Genomic DNA, 24,334 nt, shown 5'->3' with positions numbered 1-24,334 from the left:
ATAAAATATAAAAAGGAAAGTGAAATAGAATTCAATATAAATTCTTTTTTCACTTTCCTACATATGACTCATTAAAAAAATTATTTAATATTTTATAATTTTTTAATCTATAAAATCAATGACATTATATTAGAATATCAACTCTAAAATTAACAATCTTTTATTTATTAAAAGCTTAAACTGCAGTCACGGTAGACTTTTCTACTAGTTGTTCACCAATCATTTCAGCTACTTCTACTACTCTATTAGAATAACCCCATTCATTATCATACCAAGCAATCACTTTCACCTTATGATCATCCATTACAATTGTATTCTCAGCATCGATAATAGCTGAATGTGGATTTGTATTGAAATCGACAGATACTAAAGGTGCATTTTCCACTTCTAAAACACCATCTAAATCTGAATGACGAAATGCATTATTAATTTCGTCAACAGTTACCGGTTTTTCTAAATCTACAACTAAATCAACTAAAGAAACATTTTTTGTAGGCACACGTAAAGCTAACCCATGAAGTTTACCTTCTAGTTCTGGTAAAACTTCTTTCAATGCTTTTGCTGCTCCAGTAGAAGTTGGAATAATACTTTCATTACATGAACGTGCTCTACGTAAATCTTTATGGGGATTATCAATATTTTTTTGATCATTAGTAATTGCATGAACAGTAGTCATTAATCCATTGACAATACCAAATTGATCATTTAAAACTTTAGCAACTGGTCCTATACAATTTGTCGTACATGAAGCATTACTGAAAATGTCATATTTTTCAACATCTAATTTGTCATCATTTACCCCTTTAACAATCATTTGGACTTCTCCACCTTTAGATGGGCCAGTTAGTAATACTTTTTTAGCTCCAGCATGAATATGTCCAACTGCTTTATCACCATGATTAAATTTTCCAGTTGCTTCAATTACGATATCTATATTTAAATCTTTCCATGGTAAATTCTCAGGATTTCTATCTGACACTAACTTAATGTTATGGTTATCAACACGTATACCATCCTCAATTGGTTCTACTTTTTTATCATAACGTCCATGCGTTGTATCATAGTTAATTAGATGTGCAATTGTTTCAGGTGGATAGCTTGCATTAATCGCAACCACATTAAAATTTTCATTATGTAATGCAATTCTTAAAACCATTCTTCCTATTCTACCCATTCCATTAATTGCAATATTTGTTGACATTTAAAGCACCCCTTGTTTTATATGTTATACTTTATAAAATTAGTATAACATAATAGATTCCGATTGAAAGCGTTTACCGAAAATAATGTAATATTTTTTACATTTTAAGTTTATATAACTAATATATTTATTATATAAATAAAAAGAGTTTAAGACTAAAAATAAAGTCCTAAACTCTTTTTTTCATATTATTCATGAATGTATCCTTTTTCAATCAATAGTTGTTTAAGAAGGGTTTCTAATTCAGATTTACTTCCTAAATTATCTATAACATGATCAGCCATTCTGCTTTTTTTATCAATTGATATTTGACTATGAACTCTCGCTTTTGCTTGATCCAAGTCTAAATTGTTACGTTTCATTAAACGTTCAATTTGTACACTTTCAGATGTGTAGACCAGCCAAACTTCATCCACAGTATCTTGTAAATCATTCTCAAACAGAAGCGGAATATCCATAATCACATCATACCCTTGTTGTAAATACTGTTGCTTTTCTTGTTCCATAATCGTTCTTACAATAGGATGAATAATTTCATTAAGTTCTAATCGTTTTTCTGGATGATTAAATATTAATTCTCCAATGTATTGTCGATTCATTTCTCCGTCACTTGTGATTGCTTCGTCACCAAACGTTTCTTTTATTTGTTCCAAAGCAGTTGATCCTTTCTCTACTGCTTTTCTTGAAGCTATATCTGCATCGACAATTTTAAATCCATATTCTGATAATAATTTAGAAACTGTTGACTTTCCGGTAGCTATTCCACCTGTTAATCCAATTACTTTAGGCATTTGTATCACCGCTCACTTTATTTATTTCTGACAATATGGGCAAAAATGACTGTTTCTAGATGCTATAACTTTTTGTTCAATATCATGGCCACATACTTTACATGTCTTTTGTTTGTATACATTTAAATGTAATTGCATTTTTCCAGTTTTTCCGTCAGCATGACGATAATCTGAAATACTTGTTCCACCATTATCAATACCCTCTTTTAAAACTTCTTGTACATAATAAAAGAGCATTTGTCTTTCTTGATGAGACGTATCTTTTACTTTTCTCGCAGGATGGATACCTGCTCTAAACAATGCTTCACAAGCATAGATATTTCCACATCCTGCTATGATTTTATGATCCAGTAACATCTGTTTAATAGGTTTATTGGCTACTTTTTTTTGAGATAAATAGTGATTAAAATGTTGTAACGCTTCTTCGTCAAAAGGCTCAGGCGCTATTTCTAAAAATGAAGGATAATCTTCAAATGAATTTAGGTTTCTAATCTCACCAAATCGACGTATATCTGAAAACACTAATTTTTTTCCATTATTTAAATGGAAAATCACGTGCCAATGTTTACGATAGTTGGGAATTGCTATCTCAGATAGGTGATTGACAATGAAAAACCCACCAGCCATACCTAAATGACTAAGTAACACACGTTTACGATTATGTTTTTCAATATGAAAAACAATATATTTACTTCTTCGTTCGACTTTAATTATCTTATAGCCTTCGCAATTCAAACGAAAACCATCTAAATTCATTCCTTTGATAATCGTTTCTTTATTCTGACTTTTACCTTCAATTACTTTTTTAGAAAATGAAATACTTTTAATTGTAGCATTTACAATAAAAGGTTCTATTCCCCTTTTAACATGTTCAACTTCTGGTAATTCTGGCATTATTCATTCCTCTTTCTATTTCGCATCATACCAAGTAGGACCATAATTAGAGTCTACTTTTAATGGAACATCTAAGTCTAATGCATGCTCCATTATATCTTCAACAAATAAACTAAATTCTTCAACTTCAGACTTAGGCACTTCAAATATTAATTCATCATGTACTTGTAAAAGTAATTTAGCTTTGTAAGACGTATGTTGAACTTGCTTATCAAATTCAACCATAGCAAGTTTAATAATATCGGCTGCACTTCCTTGAATTGGAGTGTTCATTGCTGTACGTTCCGCAAAACCTCTTAAATTAAAATTACGACTAGTGATGTCAGGAATATAACGTCTACGATGCAATAATGTTTCAACATAGCCATTTGCTTTAGCATCCTTTACAATGTCACTCATATATTGCTTAACTCCAGGGAAACTTGCTAAATAATCATCAATAAATATTTTTGCCTCTTTACGTGTTATATTTAAGCTTTGACTTAAGCCATAATCACTAATACCATAAACGATTCCAAAATTTACAGCTTTGGCTTGTCTACGCATTAAATCAGTGACTTCCTCCGCTTCAACACCAAATACTTTTCGTGCTGTAGCAGTATGAATGTCCTGTCCATGAATGAATGCTTCTTTTAAACTGTCATCTTGTGTAATATGCGCTAAGACACGTAATTCAATTTGAGAATAATCTGCAGATAAAATAACACTGTCTTCAGATGAAGGTTTAAATGCTTTACGTATTTTACGCCCTTCTTCAAGTCGAATCGGTATATTTTGTAAATTAGGATCAACTGAAGATAATCGTCCAGTTTGTGCTAATGTTTGATTAAAACGAGTGTGTATACGCTTATCATTACTAATGACTTTTTGTAAACCTTCCACATAAGTAGATTGTAATTTAGCTAATTGACGATATTCCAAAATATCATTAATGATAGGATGTTCATTCTGTAACTGTTCTAAAACATCGACTGCTGTAGAATAACCAGTTTTTGTTTTTTTAATGACAGGTAGTTTTAATGTTTCAAATAAAACAACACCGAGTTGTTTAGGCGAATTAATGTTAAATTCTTCACCTGCTGCATCATGAATACGCTGAACTAACAATTCTAACTTCTCTTGTAATTCTTGTTGCATGCGTTGTAAATCATTTATATCTGTATAAATACCAATTTCTTCCATTTTACTTAAAATACGTGCTAGCGGAAGTTCTAAATCTTTTAGTAAATTCATTTGTTGATGTGATTCTAGTTCTTTTTCCATTAACGGTTTAACAGCATCAATAGATTTAGTAATAGATGCAATATGCGTATTTAAAATTTCAGCATTAGGAACTTGTCGCTTTTTACCTTTCCCATAAATAGAGACATCTTCTTTAACATACGTTTGATGATAATTTGTTACAACCGAATAGACATCATCAATCGTTCGTGATGGATCAATAATGTAGCTTGCTAACATCGCATCAAAAACGATATTTTGAATGGTAATATTTAATCTGTGTGCTATAACAAATGTTTTCTTTGCGTCATAAACTACCTTTTTAGAATTTTCATTTTCCAACCATTTAATAAGTTCTGGATAATCTTTAATATTATCTGCATCAACTACGATATAACGTTCTTTATCATAAAATCCAAACTTTAAAATATCATCTTTTAAATAATTAGAACCATCTATTTCGAAATGAATCACTGCTTCATCAAGATGATTAAAATCAACATATTCAAATGTAGGCAAAATATCAAAAGAAACTTGTTTTTGTTCTTGCTCAAATTCAGATGCTTCATTATCTATATCTGCTAATAATTGTTTAAATTCTAATTTCTTGAAAAGTTCAATTTTTTCATGATTATCCTTGATATCACTTAATTTCGTATCACTTAAAGTGACTTCTATTGGACTATGTCGATTAATTGTAGCAAGCTCTTTACTCATTAATGCATCTTCATGACTAAGTTCGAGCTTTTCTTTTAATTTTTTACCAGATACTTTATCAATATTCTCATAGACACCTTCTACAGAATCAAATTGATTTAAAAGTTTAATTGCTGTTTTTTCTCCTACTCCAGCTACACCGGGTATATTGTCTGAACTATCTCCCATTAAACCTTTCATATCAATAATTTGTATTGGTTTTAAACCATTATATTTTTCTGCTATAAATTCTGGAGTATAGTGATCAACGTCTGTGACCCCTTTTTTAGTATAATAAATAGTCACATTTTGAGTTGCTAACTGTGTTAAGTCTCTATCTCCAGTTACAATAATAGTTTCAAAATCATTTTGATCTGCTTCTTTACTTAATGTACCAATAATGTCATCTGCTTCGTAGTTTTCTAATTCATAATGTTTAATATGATAAGCATCTAACAATTGTCGAATATAGGGGAATTGTTCGCTTAATTCGGGTGGTGTTTTTTGACGTCCACCTTTGTATTCACTATATTTAGAATGTCTAAAAGTAGTCTTACCTGCGTCAAAGGCTACTAAGAAATGTGTAGGTTGTTCTTCTCTGATAATTTTTTCGAGTAATTTGGCAAACCCAAGAATCGCATTTGTATGAATACCTGCTTTATTAGATAAAAGTGGCAATGCGTAAAAAGCTCTAAAACTTAAACTATTGCCATCTATCAATACTAATTTATTCAAATTTTAAACCTCCAGAATGAGTTTAATTATATTTTAGCATAAACCTTTGGTCATAACGACTGAACGATATTTTACGAATGTCAAAAAATAAAATCCTACAAGTTTAGGTCCCTTTAAAATCCTAAAAACATAAAAAAGTATTTTAAAGTGTGGATGACCTAAACTTGTAGGACAAAATAGTTATTCGATTTTATCTATAAATGAGACTCTAAATAGCGATCCTTTATTCAGTTCACTTTCGACCATAATGGTACCGTGAAGTGCTTCTACAATATGTTTTGTAATCGATAATCCTAAACCTGTTCCACCAGAGTCACGACTTCTTGCTTTATCTACTCTATAAAATCTCTCAAAAATATGCTTTTGATCTTTTTTGTCTATCCCAATGCCATAATCTTGGATTTCTAGATTAACTTTTATATCTTCTCTGTAAACTCTAACAATAACTTTATTATTTTCATATGAATAGTTAATGGCATTTGAAAGTAAATTCGTGATAACTTGAGACAATTTTCCTTCATGCGCTTCAATAATAACATCATTTTCTATTTCAGATTTAATAGCGATATTTTTATACTTAGCTTGAGTTTGTAGATTATGGATTGTATTATGTGCTAAATCTGAAAGATTAACATAAGTAGTCTCAATCTCAGTTTGTTGTTCAATATGAGATAAATCCAATAAATCCATGACAAGTGATTCTATACGATTTGATTCTTTTAAAATAATATTTAAAAACATATCAAGAGATTGTTCATCATTCTTTGCACCTTCAATTAAGGTTTCTGCAAATCCTTTAATTGAAGTGATTGGAGTTTTAAGTTCATGTGAAACATTTGCAACAAACTCACGTCTCAAATTCTCTAATTTTTTTAGATTAGTGATATCATGTAATACTACAACCATACCTTGAAGTTTCTTTTTTGATTTACTTAAAATGGGAATACAAGAAACATCAAAATATTTTTGATGAACATCATTAATGTATAACTCAATTTGTTCATGCAACGGTTTTTCAGTTTTAAAGCTTTCAATAATAAGATGTTGAATTTCTTTATCTAAATGTACAGTATAATCTTTATTTTCGACTTTACTATCTGGTTTGAACACCTCGTAATAAGCATGGTTTGCAATAACAATTTCACCTTGTTTATCTATCATTAATACCGAACTAGGAATATTTTCTAATGTTGTTTTAAGGCGATTAGATTGCATTTTTTGTTTATTATTTAATTTTTGCAATCGTCTTGCTAAATCATTGGTAGTAACAAATAATGCTTTTGTTTCTTTCACATTACTTTCAGGTACTCTAACATGATAATATCCATCTGCAATTAAAGATGTCGCATAAGTAACTTCGTTGATTGGTCGTATATAGGTGCGATTAATGCTTCTTACAGCTAAATAAATAGCAAATAACACAATGATTCCAATTAATGATAAGTACTTCCACATATTTTTTTGTAAATCTAAAATTTCAGTATTAATACCACTTATGTATATTGTTTGATTACTTACAGTATTTTTAAATGTGTAATCCACCTTATCCTTATTTTTATGATATATAATATTCGAAGGATTAGCTGCATTATCAATAGTATGATTAATTTGATGTTGATTGCCAGTTTGATATAACACATGTCCATTTTCAGAAATTTTAACAACCAAATTTTGATTTTGTGCTATACGCTGAATGTCTGCTTGTTTATTTCGCTTATTTAAATTTACGATATTTTCTGATAAATGATTTAATTCTCTAGTTTGAGTATCTGATAATATCTGATAAATCGTATGATGAAGAATTGCACCTAAGCCTATAAAACTAATAATTGTGATTGTACATAGTAGAAGTAATAATCTATGATGAAATTTAATCATTAAGCTTTAGGTCTTTCTAATTTATAACCCAATCCACGAACTGTTTTTATCAACTTAGGTTGTTTAGGATTTTCTTCTAATTTATCTCTTAAATGACTAATATGAACATCTACAATTCTTGAATCTCCTGCAAACTCGTAATTCCACACTGAATTTAACATATGTTCTCTAGTAATTACGCGTCCTTGACGTTCAATAAGATAAAGTAATAACTCAAATTCTTTAGGAGTAAGTTCAAGCAAGGTATCATCTCTATAGACTTCAAAGAATTCAGGACGAATTCTAATATTATCAATTACAATATCTTCATCCTCCACGTCATCTTTTACGACTTCATTAGCAATTTGAGAGCGTCTTAAAATAGCTTTTACTCTTGCTACAACTTCTCTTGGAGAGAAAGGTTTAGTCATGTAATCATCAGCACCTAATTCTAAGCCTAAAACACGATCAAACTCATCATCTTTAGCCGTTAACATTAAAATAGGTACAAGATTTTTATCAGATCGAATCGTTTTACATACTTCTATTCCATCTTTTTTAGGTAACATGACATCTAATACAATCAGTTCAGGTTTAACCTCTTTAACTTTTTTGAGTGCTTCTTCACCATCATACGCTACATCTACAATATAACCTGCTGTTTCTAAGTTATATTTTAGTAACGTTACTATTGATTGCTCGTCATCAACCACTAATACTTTTTGTGACATGATTTGCCTCCCTAAATAGAATTAACAATTTCAATTTTATTATAACTGAAATTTAAATAAAAATAACATACAACATATTGAATTTACATAAACTTAACATTTACTTATTATTTTCAATTTGTTAAGAATATTTTTCGTTAATCTTGTTTTGATATTTATTAATAATGAACAAAAACAGTCTAAGACATCAAAATCCATCTTAGACTGTTTTATCAAAATAAATATTATTTTAAGTTTTTAATCAATTCATCGGCAAATTCTGAAGTTGATACTTCAGTCGCTCCGTCCATTAAGCGAGCAAAATCATATGTCACAATTTTAGAAGCAATTGTAGCTTCAATAGCATCAGTAATTTTATCAGCCGCTTCTTGCCATCCTAAATGTTCTAACATTAATACAGAACTTAATAATTCAGATGATGGATTCACTTTATTTAAGTTAGCATACTTTGGTGCTGTACCATGTGTTGCTTCAAAAATAGCATGCCCTGTCTCATAGTTAATATTAGCACCAGGAGCAATACCGATTCCTCCTACTTGTGCAGCAAGTGCATCTGAGATATAGTCGCCATTTAAGTTCATTGTAGCTACTACATCATGTTCTGCTGGACGTGTTAAAATTTGTTGTAAGAAAATATCTGCTATTGAATCTTTAATAATAATTTTACCGTCTTTTTCAGCTTGTTGTTGTGCGTCATTTGCAGCATCTTTACCATCTTTTTCAGCAATGTCATCATATTGTTGCCAAGTAAATACTTTATCAGAAAATTCGTTATGAGCTAAATCATAACCCCATTGTTTAAATGATCCTTCTGTAAACTTCATAATATTACCTTTGTGAACTAATGTTACTGATTTACGGTTATTATCAATTGCATATTGAATAGCTGATCTTACTAAACGTTCGGTTCCTTCTTTAGAAACTGGTTTAATACCAATACCAGAAGTTTCGGGAAAACGAATATTTGTAGCACCCATTTCATTTTGTAAGAAGTCAATAACTTTTTTAACTTCTTCTGTTCCTTCTTTAAATTCAATTCCAGCATAAATATCCTCAGTATTTTCACGGAAGATAACCATATCAACATCTTGAGGACGTTTTACTGGTGAAGGTACACCTTTAAACCAACGTACTGGACGAAGACAAGTAAACAAATCCAATTCTTGTCTTAATGCTACATTTAAAGAACGAATGCCTCCGCCAATTGGTGTAGTTAATGGCCCTTTAATTGCGATTAAGTATTCTTTGATGGTATCTAAAGTTTCTTGTGGTAACCATTCACCAGTTTCATCGTACGCTTTTTGACCAGCTAATACCTCTTTCCACTCAATACGCTTTTCACCGTTATATGCTTTTTCAACCGCCGCATCAACAACACGACTAGCTGCTTTCCAAATATCAGGACCGATACCATCCCCAATAATAAATGGAATAATTGGTTCATTAGGTACATTTAATAATTCATCATTTGCTCTAGTAATTTTTTCAGCTGCCATTATAAAAGCCTCCATAAATTAAATTTTGAAATATTTTATCTTTCTTCTACTGCTACATATTTACGATTTGTTTCTCCAACATATTTTGCACGCGGACGAATAATTCGATTATCACGATATTGTTCTAAAATATGCGCGGTCCATCCTGCAGTACGACTTACAGCAAAGATAGGTGTAAAAATATCGTGTGGAATTTCCATGCTATGATAAACAGTTGCACTAAAGAAGTCTACATTTGGAATTAAACCTTTTTCATCATGCATACGCTTTTCAATTGCAAGAGAAATTTCATATAATTCGTTATGTCCAGTTTCAGAAGTTATTTTTCGACTCATTTCTTTTAAGTACTTGGCACGTGGATCTCCCTCTTTATATACACGATGACCGAATCCCATGATTTTTTCTTTGTTAGCGAGTTTCTTATCTAAATAATTATCTACTTCATCAAGTGATTTAACTTCTGATAGCATTTTCATAACTTGTTCATTTGCTCCACCATGTAAAGGGCCTTTTAATGAACCAATTGCTGCTACAATACCTGAATACATATCAGATAAAGATGATACTGCGCATCTTGCTGTAAATGCTGAAGCATTAAGTTCATGATCAGCATGTAATATTAAAGCTTTATTAAAAGCTTCAACTTCAGTATCAGATGGCAATTCCCCTTTTAACATATACAAGAAGTTTGCTGCATAGCTTAAATCAGAATTGGGCTTAACAGGTTCCTTTCCTTCTCGCACGCGTGAAAACGCTGTAACTAATGATGCAATCTTTGCTTGGATACGAATAGCTCGATTTTTTCGACTTTCATCTGTTTCCTCTTCAGCATCTGGATCAAAGTGTGCAATATAAGAAACAGAGGTACGTAATGCAGTCATTGGATGTACATCATCCGTAGCATATTCTTCAAAATGCTTATATACCCTTGGATTTAATGTCATATATTGTTTAAGTTTCTCTTTTAATTCTTCAAGTTCTTCTTGTGTTGGTAATCTATAATTCCATAATAAGAACATGATTTCTTCAAATTGAGCATTTTCAGCTAAATCATCAATATCATATCCTGAATAAGTTAATTGACTGTCAATAATTGAACTAATTTTAGTTTCTGCTGCGATAACCCCTTCTAAACCTTTTTGTAATTCTGCCATAAGTAATTCCCCTTTTCTTTTACATAATGTAATGGCTTTCATAAAATAGTATATCTAAAATTATAAGTTTTGTGAATAATTATATATGTGGTTTAAATTTTCATTGGTAAATTATTTATATATTAATTTTAATTATAATGATAGTAAAAATCGTTATAAAGCTATTTATGAATAGTAAGACAAGGTTGACTTATATGAAAATAATGAATATTTTAATTATTTATCAACAATGATTATTTTTTATTAACTCAATGTTAATAAAATTTTTAGAAAAAATTTAGAAAAATAATTGTCGAATTTAATATATAAGTGCATAATTAATATTAATTAAATGTAAGGGAGTTGTCTTATGGCAGAAGAAAAATTACAAAGAGGATTAAGTAATCGTCATGTACAATTGATTGCTCTTGGTGGCGCTATCGGAACTGGATTATTCTTAGGTGCAGGTCAAACTATAGCTATGACTGGACCTTCTATTCTATTAACCTATATCATTATTGGATTCATGCTATTTATGTTTATGAGAGGTCTTGGAGAAATCATCATTCAAAATACTCGTTTTAAATCATTTGCTGATGTAACAAACGAGTATATTGGACCGTTTGCAGGATTCGTTACTGGATGGACATATTGGTTATGCTGGATTATAACGGGAATGGCAGAAGTAACTGCAGTTGCTAAATATGTTAGTTTCTGGTTTCCAACTATACCAAACTGGATTACTGCTCTGTTTTGCGTATTAATATTAATGGTTTTTAACTTATTAAGTGCAAAATTATTTGGAGAATTAGAATTCTGGTTTGCTATTATTAAAATTATAACTATTATAGCTTTAATCGTCATTGGTGCAATAATGATTTTATTTGCTTATAAAACTCAATTTGGACATGCAAGTTTAACTAATCTTTATAAACATGGTATTTTTACCAATGGAACCTCTGGTTTCTTTATGTCATTCCAAATGGCTTTATTCTCATTTGTTGGTATTGAAATGATTGGGGTAACCGCTGGTGAAACTAAAGATCCAGAAAAAACAATACCTAAAGCTATAGATGCAGTACCAATTAGAATTTTAATTTTCTATGTAGGTGCTTTAGCAGTCATTATGTCTATTATTCCTTGGGACAAAGTGGATCCAAATGAGAGCCCATTTGTTAGATTGTTCTCATTAATTGGTATTCCGTTTGCAGCTGGATTAATTAACTTTGTAGTTTTAACTGCTGCTGCTTCATCTTGTAATAGTGGTATCTTCTCAAATAGTCGTATGTTATTTGGATTATCTGAACAAAAACAAGCGCCTTCTATATTTAAAAGTACTAACAAACAAGGTGTACCACATATCGCAATTATAGTATCATCTGCGTTATTATTGGTGACAGCATTATTAAACTATATTTTTCCAAATGCAACGCTAGTATTTACATATGTTACAACAATTTCAACAGTATTATTTATTATCGTGTGGGCTTTAATTATTTGGGCTTATATTAATTATCATAGAAAAAATCCTGAATTACATAAAAAAGCAAAATTCAAACTTCCTGGTGGAAAATATATGGCCTATATTATTTTAGCATTCTTCATATTTGTGTTTTGTTTACTATTTGTAAATGCAACAACAAGAAACGCTATTTTCTTAACACCCATTTGGTTTATTATTTTAGGTATTATGTATTTAAGATATAAAAAAGTAGCAAATTAACATTAAAATATCAATATAAAAAATGACTGGAACAATTGATAATGTTCCAGTCATTTTTATGTTAATGCAGTCGATGTCTGAATTGAAATACTCTTGTAATAAGCATTTTTAAACACTACTATCTCCAACATAGAGATTTTCTTAATGAAAATCTACGTTCAACGCAAGGTGGGACGACGAATACGGCTCTATTCCACTTTTTTAATATGTTTAAATAATATAAAAAAGAGCGAGAATTTTATCCACTAATGTGGTTATTCTCGCTCTTCTAGCATTTTAATTAAACATACTTATACAGTTGTTTAATTAAAGGACATTCGCATACCCTTCAAAAATTCTACCTTGATTTGCATCAACAGTAATTAATAAGTCATTTTTCAATTCTTTAGTTGCATTTTCAACACCAATAATAGTTGGGATACCTTGTTCAAGTCCAACGATTGCACTTGGTGATGTTATACCGTTTTCTTCAGTAATTAAACCTGCAGCTTTTTCAACATATGGAACATAACTTTCGTCTACTGAATTAGTCACAATAATTGATTCACTTAGGTCTTTTCCTTCTAAATCACTAGCAGTTTTAGAAATCACTGTTTTACCAGTTGTTGATCCACGACCAACACCTTGACCTTTAGCAATTTCATCACCTACTAAATGTAATTTCATCATATTAGTCGTACCTTTTTCACCAGTTGGAACGCCAGCAGTAATGATAATTAAATCACCATTACCAACTTTTTCAGTAGCAACAGCTGTTGCTACTGCATTATTTAATAAATCATCTGTTGTTTTACGTCCTTTTTTAACAACTGGATATGCACCCCATACTAGTGCTAATTGTCTTGCAGTATGTTCACTAGGTGTTACTGCAATAATATCTGAATGTGGACGATATTTAGAAATTGTAATCGCTGTTGAACCACTTTCAGTTGCAGCTACAATTGCTTTAACATTTAAGTTTAGAGCAGTATGTGCTACAGATACACCAATCGCATTTACTAATGATGTTTCTACTAATTTAGTACGATCAGATAATAATTTTTTGTAATCTTGAGCAGCTTCAGCTGAAATTGCGATATTTCTCATTGTTTTAACTGCTTCTTCAGGATATTGTCCTGCAGCTGTTTCACCAGATAACATAACTGCATCTGTACCATCATAGATTGCATTAGCAACGTCACTTGCTTCAGCTCTTGTTGCACGTGGATTACGTTGCATTGAATCAAGCATTTGAGTTGCAGTAATGACAGGTTTTCCTAATTTATTACATTTTCTAATTAAATCTTTTTGAACGATTGGCACAGATTCAGGTGGAATTTCAACACCCATGTCACCACGCGCAACCATTAAACCATCAGATACTTCTAAAATCTCTTCGATATTGTCAATACCTTCTTGGTTTTCAATTTTAGGGAAGATCGTAATATTATCATTATTTTCTTGTTCTAAAATTTCGCGAATATCTAATACATCACTAGGACGACGTACAAAGCTTGCTGCAATGTAATCAATATCTTCTTTAATACCAAATTTAATATCTGCAGCATCTTTATCAGTGATACCAGGTAAGTTTACTTTAACACCAGGTAAGTTTACACCTTTTTTATTTTTTAATTCACCAGTATTTAAGATATCACATTTAACTTCGCCTTTATCTTTATCAATATCTTTAACTTGTAATTCTACTAAACCATCATCTAATAAAATGTATGATCCAATTTGAACATCATTAATTAAATCTTCATATGTGACTGAGAATTTTTCAGGTGTACCTTCAACTTGAGACATACTCACAATAACTTCTTTACCTTTTTCAAGTACAATCAAGCCGTCTTTCATATCATGTGTACGAATTTCAGGTCCTTTAGTATCTAATAAAATACCAATAGTTTTACCTAATTTTTTAGATACTTTACGAATTGAATCAATACGTGCTTTATGTTCTTCATGACTACCATGAGAGAAATTTAAACGTGCAACGTTCATTCCAGCATTCATTAATTTTTCTAACATTTCCTCAGACTCTGAAGCAGGTCCTATAGTACATACAATTTTAGTCTTTCTCATTATAAAAGCCTCCTAAATTATATAGATAATTCTTTTGCTAAGTCATAAATACGAGTGTTGAATTTATGGCTTTCATTATTGAAAATTTCATCAAATGGTGTTGCTGTAAGTTGGTTATTTTGTATACCTACACCGAATCCTGTTTGACCTTGCATTAACAATTCTACAGCATAACCGCCTAATCTTGAAGCAAGTACTCGATCTACACCAGATGGACTACCACCACGTTGGATGTGACCAAGAACAGATACACGTGCATCAACATTGATATATTTAGTTAATTGTTCTGCACATTCATGGCCACTCATACAACCTTCTGCTACCATAACGATAGAATGTTTTTTTCCACGTTTAATACCACTTTCAATTTTTTCAGCAACATCTTTAATATCTGTGTGCTCTTCTGGAACTAAGATTGTTTCAGCACCTACTGACAATCCAGCCCACAGTGCTAAATCACCACAATCACGTCCCATTACTTCTACAACAAAAGTTCTCGCATGACTTGAAGCAGTATCTCTGATTTTATCGACACAGTCAATAATCGTATTTAATGCTGTATCGAAACCAATAGTGAAATCAGTACCATTAATATCATTATCAATTGTTCCAGGGATACCAATTGTTTTTATATCGGTTGTTTCTTCGCTAATACGTTGAGCACCTCTATAACTGCCATCTCCACCGACTACTACAAGTCCTTCAATACCATGCTTGTGTAAGTTCTCAATCCCTTTTTGTCTTACACTCTCATCTTTAAACTGAGGACATCTAGCAGAATATAGAAAAGTTCCTCCTCGTTGAATCGTATCTCCAACACTTCCTAATTCAAGTTTGTGGATATTATCATCAAGTAAACCTTGATAACCCTGATAAACACCAAAAACTTCGATATTATTATAAATTGCTTTTCGTACGACTGCTCTAACAGCAGCATTCATGCCTGGTGAATCTCCACCACTTGTTAATACCGCAATTCTCTTCATAGCGACATACCCTTTCCTAACTATAATAATCTTCATGTATAAATTACCATAATTTTATTTTCTATTCCATTAATATTGATAGATTATATATATGTAAACGTTTTAAATTTTTAATTTAATTTATATAAAAAAAATGACTAGAAATTTTAATTAAATTTCTAGTCATTCTGTGTTAATTAATAAAGGTACCAATATTTCTAAATTTATTAAATCGATGATTCGCTAAAGCTTGTCCATCTAATTTATTTAATTCATTAAGCTGATGAATAAAAGATTGTTTAATTTGTTTTGCTTGAAAAACGACGTCTCTGTGAGCGCCGCCTTGTGGTTCATTAATAACTTCATCTACCACGTTTAGTTCCAGTAAATCTTTTGCAGTAATTTTCATCGTTTCAGCAGCCATTTTTGCTAAAGAGCTATCTTTCCAAAGTAATGCTGCCGCCCCTTCTGGAGAAATAACAGAATAAGTACTATTTTCAAGCATTAATAATTTATTAGTTATACCAATACCAAGCGCACCACCGCTTCCACCTTCACCGATGACAACACCAATCACAGGTACTTTAAGAGAAGCCATCTCAATTAAATTTTTCGCAATTGATTCACTTTGCCCTCGTTCTTCAGCTGCTTTTCCCGGATATGCACCTTTTGTATCAATAAACGTAAAAATAGGACGATTAAATTTTTCAGCTTGTTTCATTAAGCGTAAAGCTTTACGGTAACCTTCAGGATGAGCCATTCCAAAATTACGATAAATATTATCTTTAGTATCTTTCCCTCGTTGCTGACCTATGATAGTTACCGGTTGATTGTTGAGATATCCTATTCCACCAATCATCGCAGGATCATCTCTAAAATTACGATCTCCATGTAATTCAATGAATGAATCAAAGATATATGGAATATAATCAAGTGTTGTAGGTCTTTCTTGAAGTCTTGCAATTTGTACTCGATCCCAAGGTTTTAAATTGGTGTATATTTTTTTTCTTTCTCTTTCCAAAGAGGCTTCTAACAAATCAATTTCATCTTGTAAGTCGACGTCATTTTTTTCTTGAGATTCCTTCAATGAATTAATCTTTTCTTTAATCTCATATAAAGATTTCTCGAAATCAAGCATTCGTCTTCACCTCTTGATGTAGTTTTAAAATTTCAGAAAGTGTTGCTTTCATGTCTTTTCTATGCACAACTTTATCTAATTGACCATGTTCTAATAAAAACTCAGCAGTTTGAAAATCTTCCGGCAATTTTTCGTTAATTGTTTGTTCTATAACTCTACGTCCAGCAAAACCGATTAAAGCCTTAGGTTCGCTTAGGTTAATATCACCCACAGAAGCAAAACTAGCTGATACACCACCAGTAGTAGGATGTGTTAAATAAGAAACATATAATAATCCAGCATCAGAATGTCGTTTTAATGATACACTTGTTTTTCCCATTTGCATTAATGAAATAATACCTTCTTGCATTCTGGCACCACCACTTGCAGAAAATAATACAAATGGTAACCGATGTTCAGTACAATAATCAACGATTCTACAGATTTTTTCCCCTACGACTGAACCCATACTTCCCATTCTAAATCGTGAGTCCATAACTGCAATGCCATATTTCACGCTATCTAATTCTGCTGTACCAGTTACGATGGCTTCATTTAAACCCGTTTTCTTTTGATCTTTTTCCACCTTTTCTTGATAACCAGGAAAATCTAAAGGATTAGAAGATGTCATTTCTTTATCGAATTCTTTGAACGAATTTTCATCTGAAATAGCTTCTATTCTTTTGTATGCAGGAAGTGCGATATGATGATCACAATTAAAGCATACATTTAAATTTTCAGTTAGTTCTTTTGTATACATTATTTTTTTACAATTAGGACATTTAGTCATGATACCCGCTGGTACGTCATTTTGTTTAGAATCCGGTACCGTTAAATATTTCTTTTTTTTACTACTTCTATTAAAAAAATCTTTAAACATGCGTAAACCTCCGCATAACTCACTCAATAATTTCGTTATTTTAAATAGTTACTTTTAAATTCGCTTACTTTATTTTAAATCTGTTAACTTCATTGTTTTATCATATACGTCATGGAAATCTACTTCAATACATGCAACACCTAATTCCATAGCAGATTGTGTTAAATCTTGTGTCGCTGATGGTGTCACTCTTTAATCGAAAGGAGTAGATTCAATATCTAAAACAACTCTAAAAACACCTAGATAAGCTAATATCTTATTAATTTGATTTCGAAAATAAGGTCGTCTCGTTCCTACTACTTTAGCACTACTTCCTTGATTCTTCATAGCTTTCTTTACACGATTCTACTGCCTCTATAGAGTATGCTAAACTTAGCTCTTCTATATTGGTTACTTTAACATAAGGTGTAGTTTTTAATTTACCTTGATTCTCTTTATGCATTTGTAATGCATCGTCTCTTAAAAACATTTAATCAATCTCTAATTGATTTATAATTAAATTACTTTTGAAAAGAAGGATTTTTGTAACAATTAAGTTCAATTTTAAAAACCATTTTTATATGCTACATGTTATTAAATCAAGAGATAAAAAAATCAATAAAATTATTAATTTTTCTTTATAACCATCAATTAACTATATCATAATTTTTTTGCATATAAAAGTTATATAATTCTGATGTCACTTGGCTTGAACATCTTTATAAACCTTTCGACTTGTTCCATTTCTTTTTGTAAAAATCCTAAAGATTGAGTTTGTTGTTGCATTTCATTAAATAAAACTACTTCTAAATCGTTATGTGTCGTTTGATCTATTAAAAATGATTTAATATCTTCTAATTGATTGACGTTTCTAACCATTATTTGTTTGGCTTGAGATAATTTGTTATTTTCAAAGTCGTTAATTGTATCCATACTTTGAATGATAATTTGTCTCTTTTGATTTCGTTCTTCAAATTTGCCATGAACGACTAGAATATCATTTTGTTGTTGACTCATTGTCTCATATTGTTTGTACTTATCTGGAAACAAAACACCATCAATAGTGGTTCTACCATCATCTAGAACCAAGAAAGCCATATGTTGTCCAGTTTTTGTTCTTATTTGCTTAAATTGATTAACCTGAACAAGTATAGGTTGATAATCTAAGCTATTCTTAATCGTAAATATACCTAAATATTGTTTGATATAAAATAATTTTTCAACTGGATGGTTAGAAATATAAAATCCTAAGTATTCTTTTTCATAAGCACTAATGATTTGATCACTGAATTCCTCTTTATCTTCATAGGCTTGCTTCGGTGTTAACATATTAAATAAAAATTCATCTTGTTCAACATTCGAAACTTGATCAATAACTTCATCAATTGTAGATAATAGTGTTGATCTAGTTTTACCAAATGAATCAAATGCGCCCACACATATTAATGCTTCTAATAATTTTCTAGTTTTAATTTTCTTAGGAATTCTTCTGGTGAAATCAAAAAAGTCTTTATACAATCCATTTTCAGATCGTTCGTCTACTATAGATTTGACGCTTTGATATCCCACACCTTTTATTGCACCCAACGATAAATAAATATTTTTTTCTGTCGCTTTGTAAAACCAGTGACTTTTATTAATATCTGGAGGTAAAATATTTAAACTTTGAGTTTTAGCTTCTTCTATTATTATTGCCGTTTTGGTTTCATTACCTATAACATTACTGAGAATATTCGCGTAGAAATAATTAGGATAATGCACTTTTAAATAAGCCATGATATATGCAATTTTAGAATAACTCACTGCATGAGCTCTAGGAAAACCATAATCCGCAAACTTTAATATTAGTTCGAAAATACGTTCACTAATTGATGCATCATAATTATTACTTACAGCCCCTTCAATAAAGTGTTGACGTTCACTTTCTAGAATAGCTCTATTTTTTTTACTCATTGCACGTCTCAATATATCTGCTTGACCATAACTAAAATTAGCGAATTGACTAGCAATTTGCATGATTTGTTCTTGATAAATAATGACGCCATACGTCTTCTTTAAAATAGGCTCTAAATCAGGATGTAAGTATTTAATGTCACTTTGACGATGTCTTCTTGATATGTATGTAGGAATTTCTTGCATTGGACCAGGTCTATACAATGATGTTACAGCAACGATGTCTTCAAAGTGTTCAGGCTGTAATTCCATCAGTACTCTTCTAACACCTTCTGATTCTAATTGAAATATACCTGTAGTGTTTCCTAGAGATAATAATTTAAATACTTTTTGATCATTAAAAGGGATTTGTTCTATATCGATATCAATATTTAAATCTTTTTTTACTTGAGTGATAATTTGATGAATAATTGATAAATTTCTAAGACCAAGAAAGTCAATTTTTAATAAACCTAATCGTTCTGCTTCAGTCATTGTCCATTGAGTCAATATACCTGTATCTCCCATTGTTAAAGGAGCAAAATCATACAATGGTTTATCATTAATAATTATTCCAGCAGCATGGGTAGATGTATGACGTGGTAAGCCCTCTAGTTTTTTACTAATTTCAAACCATTTTTCATGACGATAACTTTTATGAACAAATGCTTTAAATTTTTCATTTTGATAGGCTTCTTCTAGTGTAATACCTAATTGATGTGGGATTAAATTCGATATTTCATTTAACGTTTTTTCGTCAAAACCAATAATACGGCCTACATCTCTCGCTACAGCTCTTGCTAATAGGTGACCAAAAGTGACGATACCTGATACGTGATATTGACCATACTTTTCTTGTACGTACTGAATCACTTTTTCTCTTCTTGTATCCTCAAAATCGATATCAATGTCTGGCATAGTGACACGTTCTGGATTTAAAAAGCGCTCGAATAATAAATCAAATTTAATTGGATCAATAGTTGTGATACCTAATAAGTAACTGACTAAAGATCCTGCAGATGAACCACGTCCAGGTCCAACCATCACGTCATGCGTTTTAGCAAAATGTATTAAATCGCTCACTATCAAAAAATAATCTTCGAATCCCATATTCGTTATTATTGAATATTCATGATGTAATCGGTCAATATATCGCTGATCTTTATCTAATTTAAATTCTTTAAGACTATATTTTAACTTTTCTAAAAGATAGGATTTAGTACTTTGTTGATTAGGGGTTTTAAAGTTAGGCAATAGATTTTGATGATATTGAATTTCTGCGTTACACTCATCAGCTAAAGCCTTTGTATTAGCTATTATTTTTTCAGACAATTGAAATGCTTTAATATTTTCACTAGTTGGAAAATATTCATGAGCATCCTTAATATCATTTACTAAATCCAATTTTGTATTGTTTTTTATTGCTTTTAATGCAGGTATTGTATCTGCATCTTCAGGATTTAAATATCTTGCATTATTAAGAAAGACAATTTTATCGTCTGAAAAATCTAATTGACTTGTGTGATTTATGAATACTGACTCATTATTCTTTAGTGTTTGAATTAACGATTGATGAGACGCATGAGCATCTTTAAAAACAATAGCAAGATGATAACTATATTTTTGTAGCCATTTTAGGGGTATCGTAGTCTTTTGTTTCATATTTATTGCAGAAGAAAGTTGATACAGAGCATGGAGACCTTCATTATTCTTTGCGAATAATACTGTTTCAATTGTGCTAATTTCATCAGAAACCATTACAGTCATTCCAAATATTGGCTTAATTCCCTCTTTAACACATGCGTCATAAAACTTAGGGAAGCCATATAATACGTTCGTATCAGTAATTGCAAGTGCTTGATATCTATTTTCTTTTGCCTTTGATACAACATCGTTAATTTTTAAACTTGAATATAATAAATCATATGTTGAATGAATATTCAAATGTACAAACATATATGACTTCCTTTCGTAATTTATAGTTTTTGGCGTAAGGCTTCACCTAAAGTCTCAAATTGTTCCCAATTTTCAACAGAGACTCCAGATGCATTTGGATGTCCTCCACCGCCAAATTGATTAGCTATATCATTAATAGTAATTCCTTTAGAACGTAATCGACATCTAATTTGATCACCTTCATCAACACCAAACATCCATATTTTTAGACCTTTGATATCCGCTACGGTATTAACAAACTGAGATGCTTCGTTAGGTGCAATTTGAAATTGGTTTAGGACGTCTTTAGTAATCTTTATTTGGCAATATTGATGATCTTCACTTAATTGGAAATTTTGTAAAATATATCCTTGGAATGGCATAAGTTTTGGATCTTTCTCACCCAATTGATTTAATATCTCATTATGATTAAATGGAAATTCTAGCAAACGACTAGCAACCTTCATAGTATGTGGTGTGGTATTACTAAATAAAAAACGACCTGTGTCTCCGACAATTCCTAAATATAGAACACGTGCGACAGATTCATCGATAATATTAATATCATTAAAATGTGTAATAAAATCAAAAATGATTTCGCTTGTTGAACTTGCATTAGTATCTACATAATTTATTCTGCCATATTGATCAGTAGCAGGATGGTGATCAATTTTAATTAAATCTTTGCCTTGATTAAATCTTTGATCATCGATACGAGGTGCATTTGCTGTGTCACAAACAATCACTAGAGCGTTTTGATACATATCATCTCTAACTCTGTCTAAATCCCCTATAAATGCTAAAGAAGATTCTGGTTGCCCAACTGCATAAATAGACTTTTCTGGAAATTTACGTTGCAAATAATATTTTAAGCCTAACTGTGAACCATATGCATCTGGATCAGGACGAACGTGTCTATGAATAATAACAGTTTCATATTTATCAATTTCATTCATTATTTTATTAAAAATTTCTACCATTTCTTTTCTCCTTTAATTTCAAAAACTATTTTAAACATCTTCAAACATTTGACATATAATCATTGCATTTGCAACTTTCTCATTTTTACAAGTCATAGTGACCTCTAATTTAGCAAAATTTCTTCCTACATCTAACATGTTATACTTTACATCAAGCGTACTTTCAATTGCGACATTTTTAATATAAATGATATTCAAGCTTTCAATCATAACATCTACTTTTTTATACTTACGCAATTCATGTTTAATTGTTTCTTCAATAATTGCGACACATATTGCTTTACTCAACGTACCATATTGGTTGGTTAAAACTGGTGAAATTTTAACTGAAGTCTCATTATGATTTATTGAGATATGTTTGGCAATTTGATCGATAATGGTTTCTCCAATTTGAGGTTGTCTTCCAATTAATTGCATTGCTTTTAACACATCATTTCGTGTAATAACACCTATTGCTTTTTTATTTCTTGTTGTGACAGGTAAAATTTCAATTCCATCCCAAATCATTATATGAGCACAACTCGCTACTGTAGTTGTTAATTCAACATTGATAGGTCGTCTTGTCATGACTTTATTAATCTTATCATCTTCGTTCATATGAATAATTTCTTTACTCGTTACAATTCCCACAAGTTTCCAATCTTTATTTACTACTGGAAAACGAGAATGTCCTGTGACTTTTGCACGAGAAATATAGTCTTCTAAACCCATTTCATCAAACACTACCGTCATATCATTGATAGGTTTTACGATATCTTCAACAATAAGTATCTCTTTTCTTATCATTTGATTATACATGGCTCTATTAATGATATTAGCTACTAAAAATGTATCATAATTTGAAGAAATAATAGGTAACTCTTGTTTATTTGCATAATCAATAATATTTTGGGCTGTACTAAATCCACCGGTAATAAGTATACCGCTTCCTCTTTTTAATGCTTCCATCTGAACTTCAGGACGGTTACCTACAATCAATAACGTTTGATTTCCAATATACTTTACTACATCTTTTAGTTCCATAGCTCCAATTGCAAATTTACTAACAGTTTTATTTAAACCATTTTTCCCACTTATGATGTCACCTTCAATAATATTCACAATTTCTTGAAAAGTAAGATGTTCAATTTGTTCGCGACTCTTTTTATCTATCCGAACTGTACCCACTCTATCGATGGTGGTTACAAAGCCAAGTTGACTAGCATCTTTAATTGCTCTATAAGCAGTCCCTTCAGAAACATTCATTACTTTGGCTATTTTTCTAACTGAAATTTTTTGTCCTATATTTAATGATTCTATATAAGATACAATTTGTTCATGTTTAGTCATTTTCAACCCTCTTCATTTTTAGACAATGTCTAATATATTATAACTTTTTTATTTATAAAAATCGATTTGAATGTGACAAAAGTATCAAAAACTAACATATCGGTATCATTTTGTTTTTAATGTATAAAAATGAAGTTAATTTAAATAATAAAAATATAAATTTGATGGAAATATTAAATCACTAATTATATAATTAAATATAAGGAGGGATGACCTATGTATAAAAACATATTACTAGGTGTAGATACTCAATTAAAAAATGACAAAGCATTGAAAGAAATTTCAAAATTAGCTGGCCCAGGTACCGTTGTTACAATCATGAATGCGATTGGTGAACAAGACATCCAAGCCTCTATTAAAGGAGGGACTCACATCGAAAAATTGACACATCGTCGTGATCAAGGACTTGAACACACACGTCATACTTTAGATGATTATGGTATTAATTATGATCAAATTATCGTTCGTGGAAATCCAAAAGATGAATTGGTGAAACATGCAAATAGTGGTAAATATGACATTGTCGTATTAAGTAACCGTAAAGCTGAACAACAAAAGAAATTTGTTTTAGGTAGTGTTAGTCATAAAGTTGCTAAACGTGCTACTATCCCTGTTTTAATAGTTAAATAATTTTAATCTTATAAAAAAGAGGCTGGGACATAATTCCTAACA

At 30.7% G+C, this 24,334-nt stretch carries 17 protein-coding genes and 1 pseudogene; 2 read left to right on the top strand and 16 right to left on the bottom strand.

The window, feature by feature from the left end:
* Positions 1 to 175: 175 nt before the first annotated feature.
* The 8 genes from gap to HMPREF3131_RS07240 form a co-directional block, all read right to left on the bottom strand.
* Positions 176 to 1,201 carry a type I glyceraldehyde-3-phosphate dehydrogenase gene (gene gap, locus HMPREF3131_RS07275; protein WP_002448943.1) on the bottom strand — a complete coding sequence of 342 codons (1,026 nt, stop codon included), beginning with the start codon at positions 1,199 to 1,201 and terminating at the stop codon, positions 176 to 178.
* Between the two features lie 188 nt (positions 1,202 to 1,389).
* Complete coding sequence (gene coaE / locus HMPREF3131_RS07270; RefSeq protein WP_070436588.1) at positions 1,390 to 1,992, bottom strand: dephospho-CoA kinase; 603 nt, start codon at positions 1,990 to 1,992, stop codon at positions 1,390 to 1,392.
* A gap of 21 nt (positions 1,993 to 2,013) precedes the next feature.
* Positions 2,014 to 2,886, bottom strand: a complete 873-nt coding sequence (mutM, locus tag HMPREF3131_RS07265; RefSeq protein WP_002449011.1) for a bifunctional DNA-formamidopyrimidine glycosylase/DNA-(apurinic or apyrimidinic site) lyase — start codon at positions 2,884 to 2,886, stop codon at positions 2,014 to 2,016.
* Between the two features lie 15 nt (positions 2,887 to 2,901).
* Positions 2,902 to 5,538 carry a DNA polymerase I gene (gene polA, locus HMPREF3131_RS07260; protein WP_049419697.1) on the bottom strand — a complete coding sequence of 879 codons (2,637 nt, stop codon included), beginning with the start codon at positions 5,536 to 5,538 and terminating at the stop codon, positions 2,902 to 2,904.
* 180 nt (positions 5,539 to 5,718) lie between these two features.
* The gene (gene pnpS / locus HMPREF3131_RS07255) at positions 5,719 to 7,416 is read right to left on the bottom strand and encodes a two-component system histidine kinase PnpS (RefSeq protein ID WP_048681004.1); all 1,698 of its coding nucleotides are present in this window, start codon (positions 7,414 to 7,416) and stop codon (positions 5,719 to 5,721) included.
* Entirely contained in the window at positions 7,416 to 8,126 is a 711-nt protein-coding gene (locus tag HMPREF3131_RS07250) for a response regulator transcription factor (protein WP_017176131.1), read from the bottom strand. Before HMPREF3131_RS07250 ends, pnpS begins: the two co-directional genes overlap by 1 nt.
* A gap of 224 nt (positions 8,127 to 8,350) precedes the next feature.
* Positions 8,351 to 9,622, bottom strand: coding sequence for an NADP-dependent isocitrate dehydrogenase (gene icd, locus HMPREF3131_RS07245; RefSeq protein ID WP_049381990.1), 1,272 nt, complete (start codon positions 9,620 to 9,622; stop codon positions 8,351 to 8,353).
* Positions 9,623 to 9,657: 35 nt separating this feature from the next.
* Positions 9,658 to 10,776, bottom strand: coding sequence for a citrate synthase (locus HMPREF3131_RS07240; protein ID WP_017176129.1), 1,119 nt, complete (start codon positions 10,774 to 10,776; stop codon positions 9,658 to 9,660).
* Positions 10,777 to 11,125: 349 nt separating this feature from the next.
* On the opposite strand from HMPREF3131_RS07240, the gene HMPREF3131_RS07235 reads away from it, so the two are divergent.
* A complete protein-coding gene (locus HMPREF3131_RS07235) occupies positions 11,126 to 12,478 on the top strand; it encodes an amino acid permease (RefSeq protein WP_017176128.1) in 1,353 nt (450 codons plus the stop codon).
* 306 nt (positions 12,479 to 12,784) lie between these two features.
* Here the strand turns inward: HMPREF3131_RS07235 and pyk are convergent, their stop codons facing one another.
* The 8 genes and pseudogenes from pyk to HMPREF3131_RS07200 all read right to left on the bottom strand — a co-directional run bounded on the left by pyk (position 12,785) and on the right by HMPREF3131_RS07200 (position 23,662).
* Positions 12,785 to 14,545 carry a pyruvate kinase gene (gene pyk, locus HMPREF3131_RS07230; protein ID WP_017176127.1) on the bottom strand — a complete coding sequence of 587 codons (1,761 nt, stop codon included), beginning with the start codon at positions 14,543 to 14,545 and terminating at the stop codon, positions 12,785 to 12,787.
* Positions 14,546 to 14,562: 17 nt separating this feature from the next.
* On the bottom strand, positions 14,563 to 15,531 hold the full coding sequence (pfkA, locus tag HMPREF3131_RS07225) for a 6-phosphofructokinase (RefSeq protein WP_017176126.1): 969 nt from the start codon (positions 15,529 to 15,531) through the stop codon (positions 14,563 to 14,565).
* Positions 15,532 to 15,703: 172 nt separating this feature from the next.
* The gene (locus tag HMPREF3131_RS07220) at positions 15,704 to 16,648 is read right to left on the bottom strand and encodes an acetyl-CoA carboxylase carboxyltransferase subunit alpha (protein WP_017176125.1); all 945 of its coding nucleotides are present in this window, start codon (positions 16,646 to 16,648) and stop codon (positions 15,704 to 15,706) included.
* Entirely contained in the window at positions 16,641 to 17,507 is an 867-nt protein-coding gene (gene accD / locus HMPREF3131_RS07215) for an acetyl-CoA carboxylase, carboxyltransferase subunit beta (RefSeq protein ID WP_017176124.1), read from the bottom strand. Before accD ends, HMPREF3131_RS07220 begins: the two co-directional genes overlap by 8 nt.
* Positions 17,508 to 17,817: 310 nt before the next feature.
* Positions 17,818 to 17,976: pseudogene (locus HMPREF3131_RS11330) on the bottom strand (NAD-dependent malic enzyme); the annotation flags it as partial.
* Positions 17,977 to 18,170: 194 nt separating this feature from the next.
* Positions 18,171 to 21,374, bottom strand: coding sequence for a DNA polymerase III subunit alpha (locus HMPREF3131_RS07210; protein ID WP_054105796.1), 3,204 nt, complete (start codon positions 21,372 to 21,374; stop codon positions 18,171 to 18,173).
* Positions 21,375 to 21,394: 20 nt separating this feature from the next.
* Positions 21,395 to 22,333 (bottom strand): DHH family phosphoesterase, encoded by a 939-nt coding sequence (locus HMPREF3131_RS07205; RefSeq protein WP_048761533.1) that lies wholly within the window; start codon positions 22,331 to 22,333, stop codon positions 21,395 to 21,397.
* Between the two features lie 30 nt (positions 22,334 to 22,363).
* Positions 22,364 to 23,662, bottom strand: a complete 1,299-nt coding sequence (locus HMPREF3131_RS07200) for a DRTGG domain-containing protein (RefSeq protein ID WP_061544566.1) — start codon at positions 23,660 to 23,662, stop codon at positions 22,364 to 22,366.
* Positions 23,663 to 23,878: 216 nt separating this feature from the next.
* Here HMPREF3131_RS07200 and HMPREF3131_RS07195 point away from each other — a divergent pair, with 216 nt between their 5' ends.
* Positions 23,879 to 24,292, top strand: coding sequence for a universal stress protein (locus HMPREF3131_RS07195; protein ID WP_048679566.1), 414 nt, complete (start codon positions 23,879 to 23,881; stop codon positions 24,290 to 24,292).
* Positions 24,293 to 24,334: the final 42 nt, after the last annotated feature.

The sequence above is a fragment of the Staphylococcus sp. HMSC14C01 genome (assembly GCF_001808085.1).
GTDB lineage: Bacteria > Bacillota > Bacilli > Staphylococcales > Staphylococcaceae > Staphylococcus > Staphylococcus hominis.
This window is presented reverse-complemented; position numbering and strand designations above follow the sequence as displayed.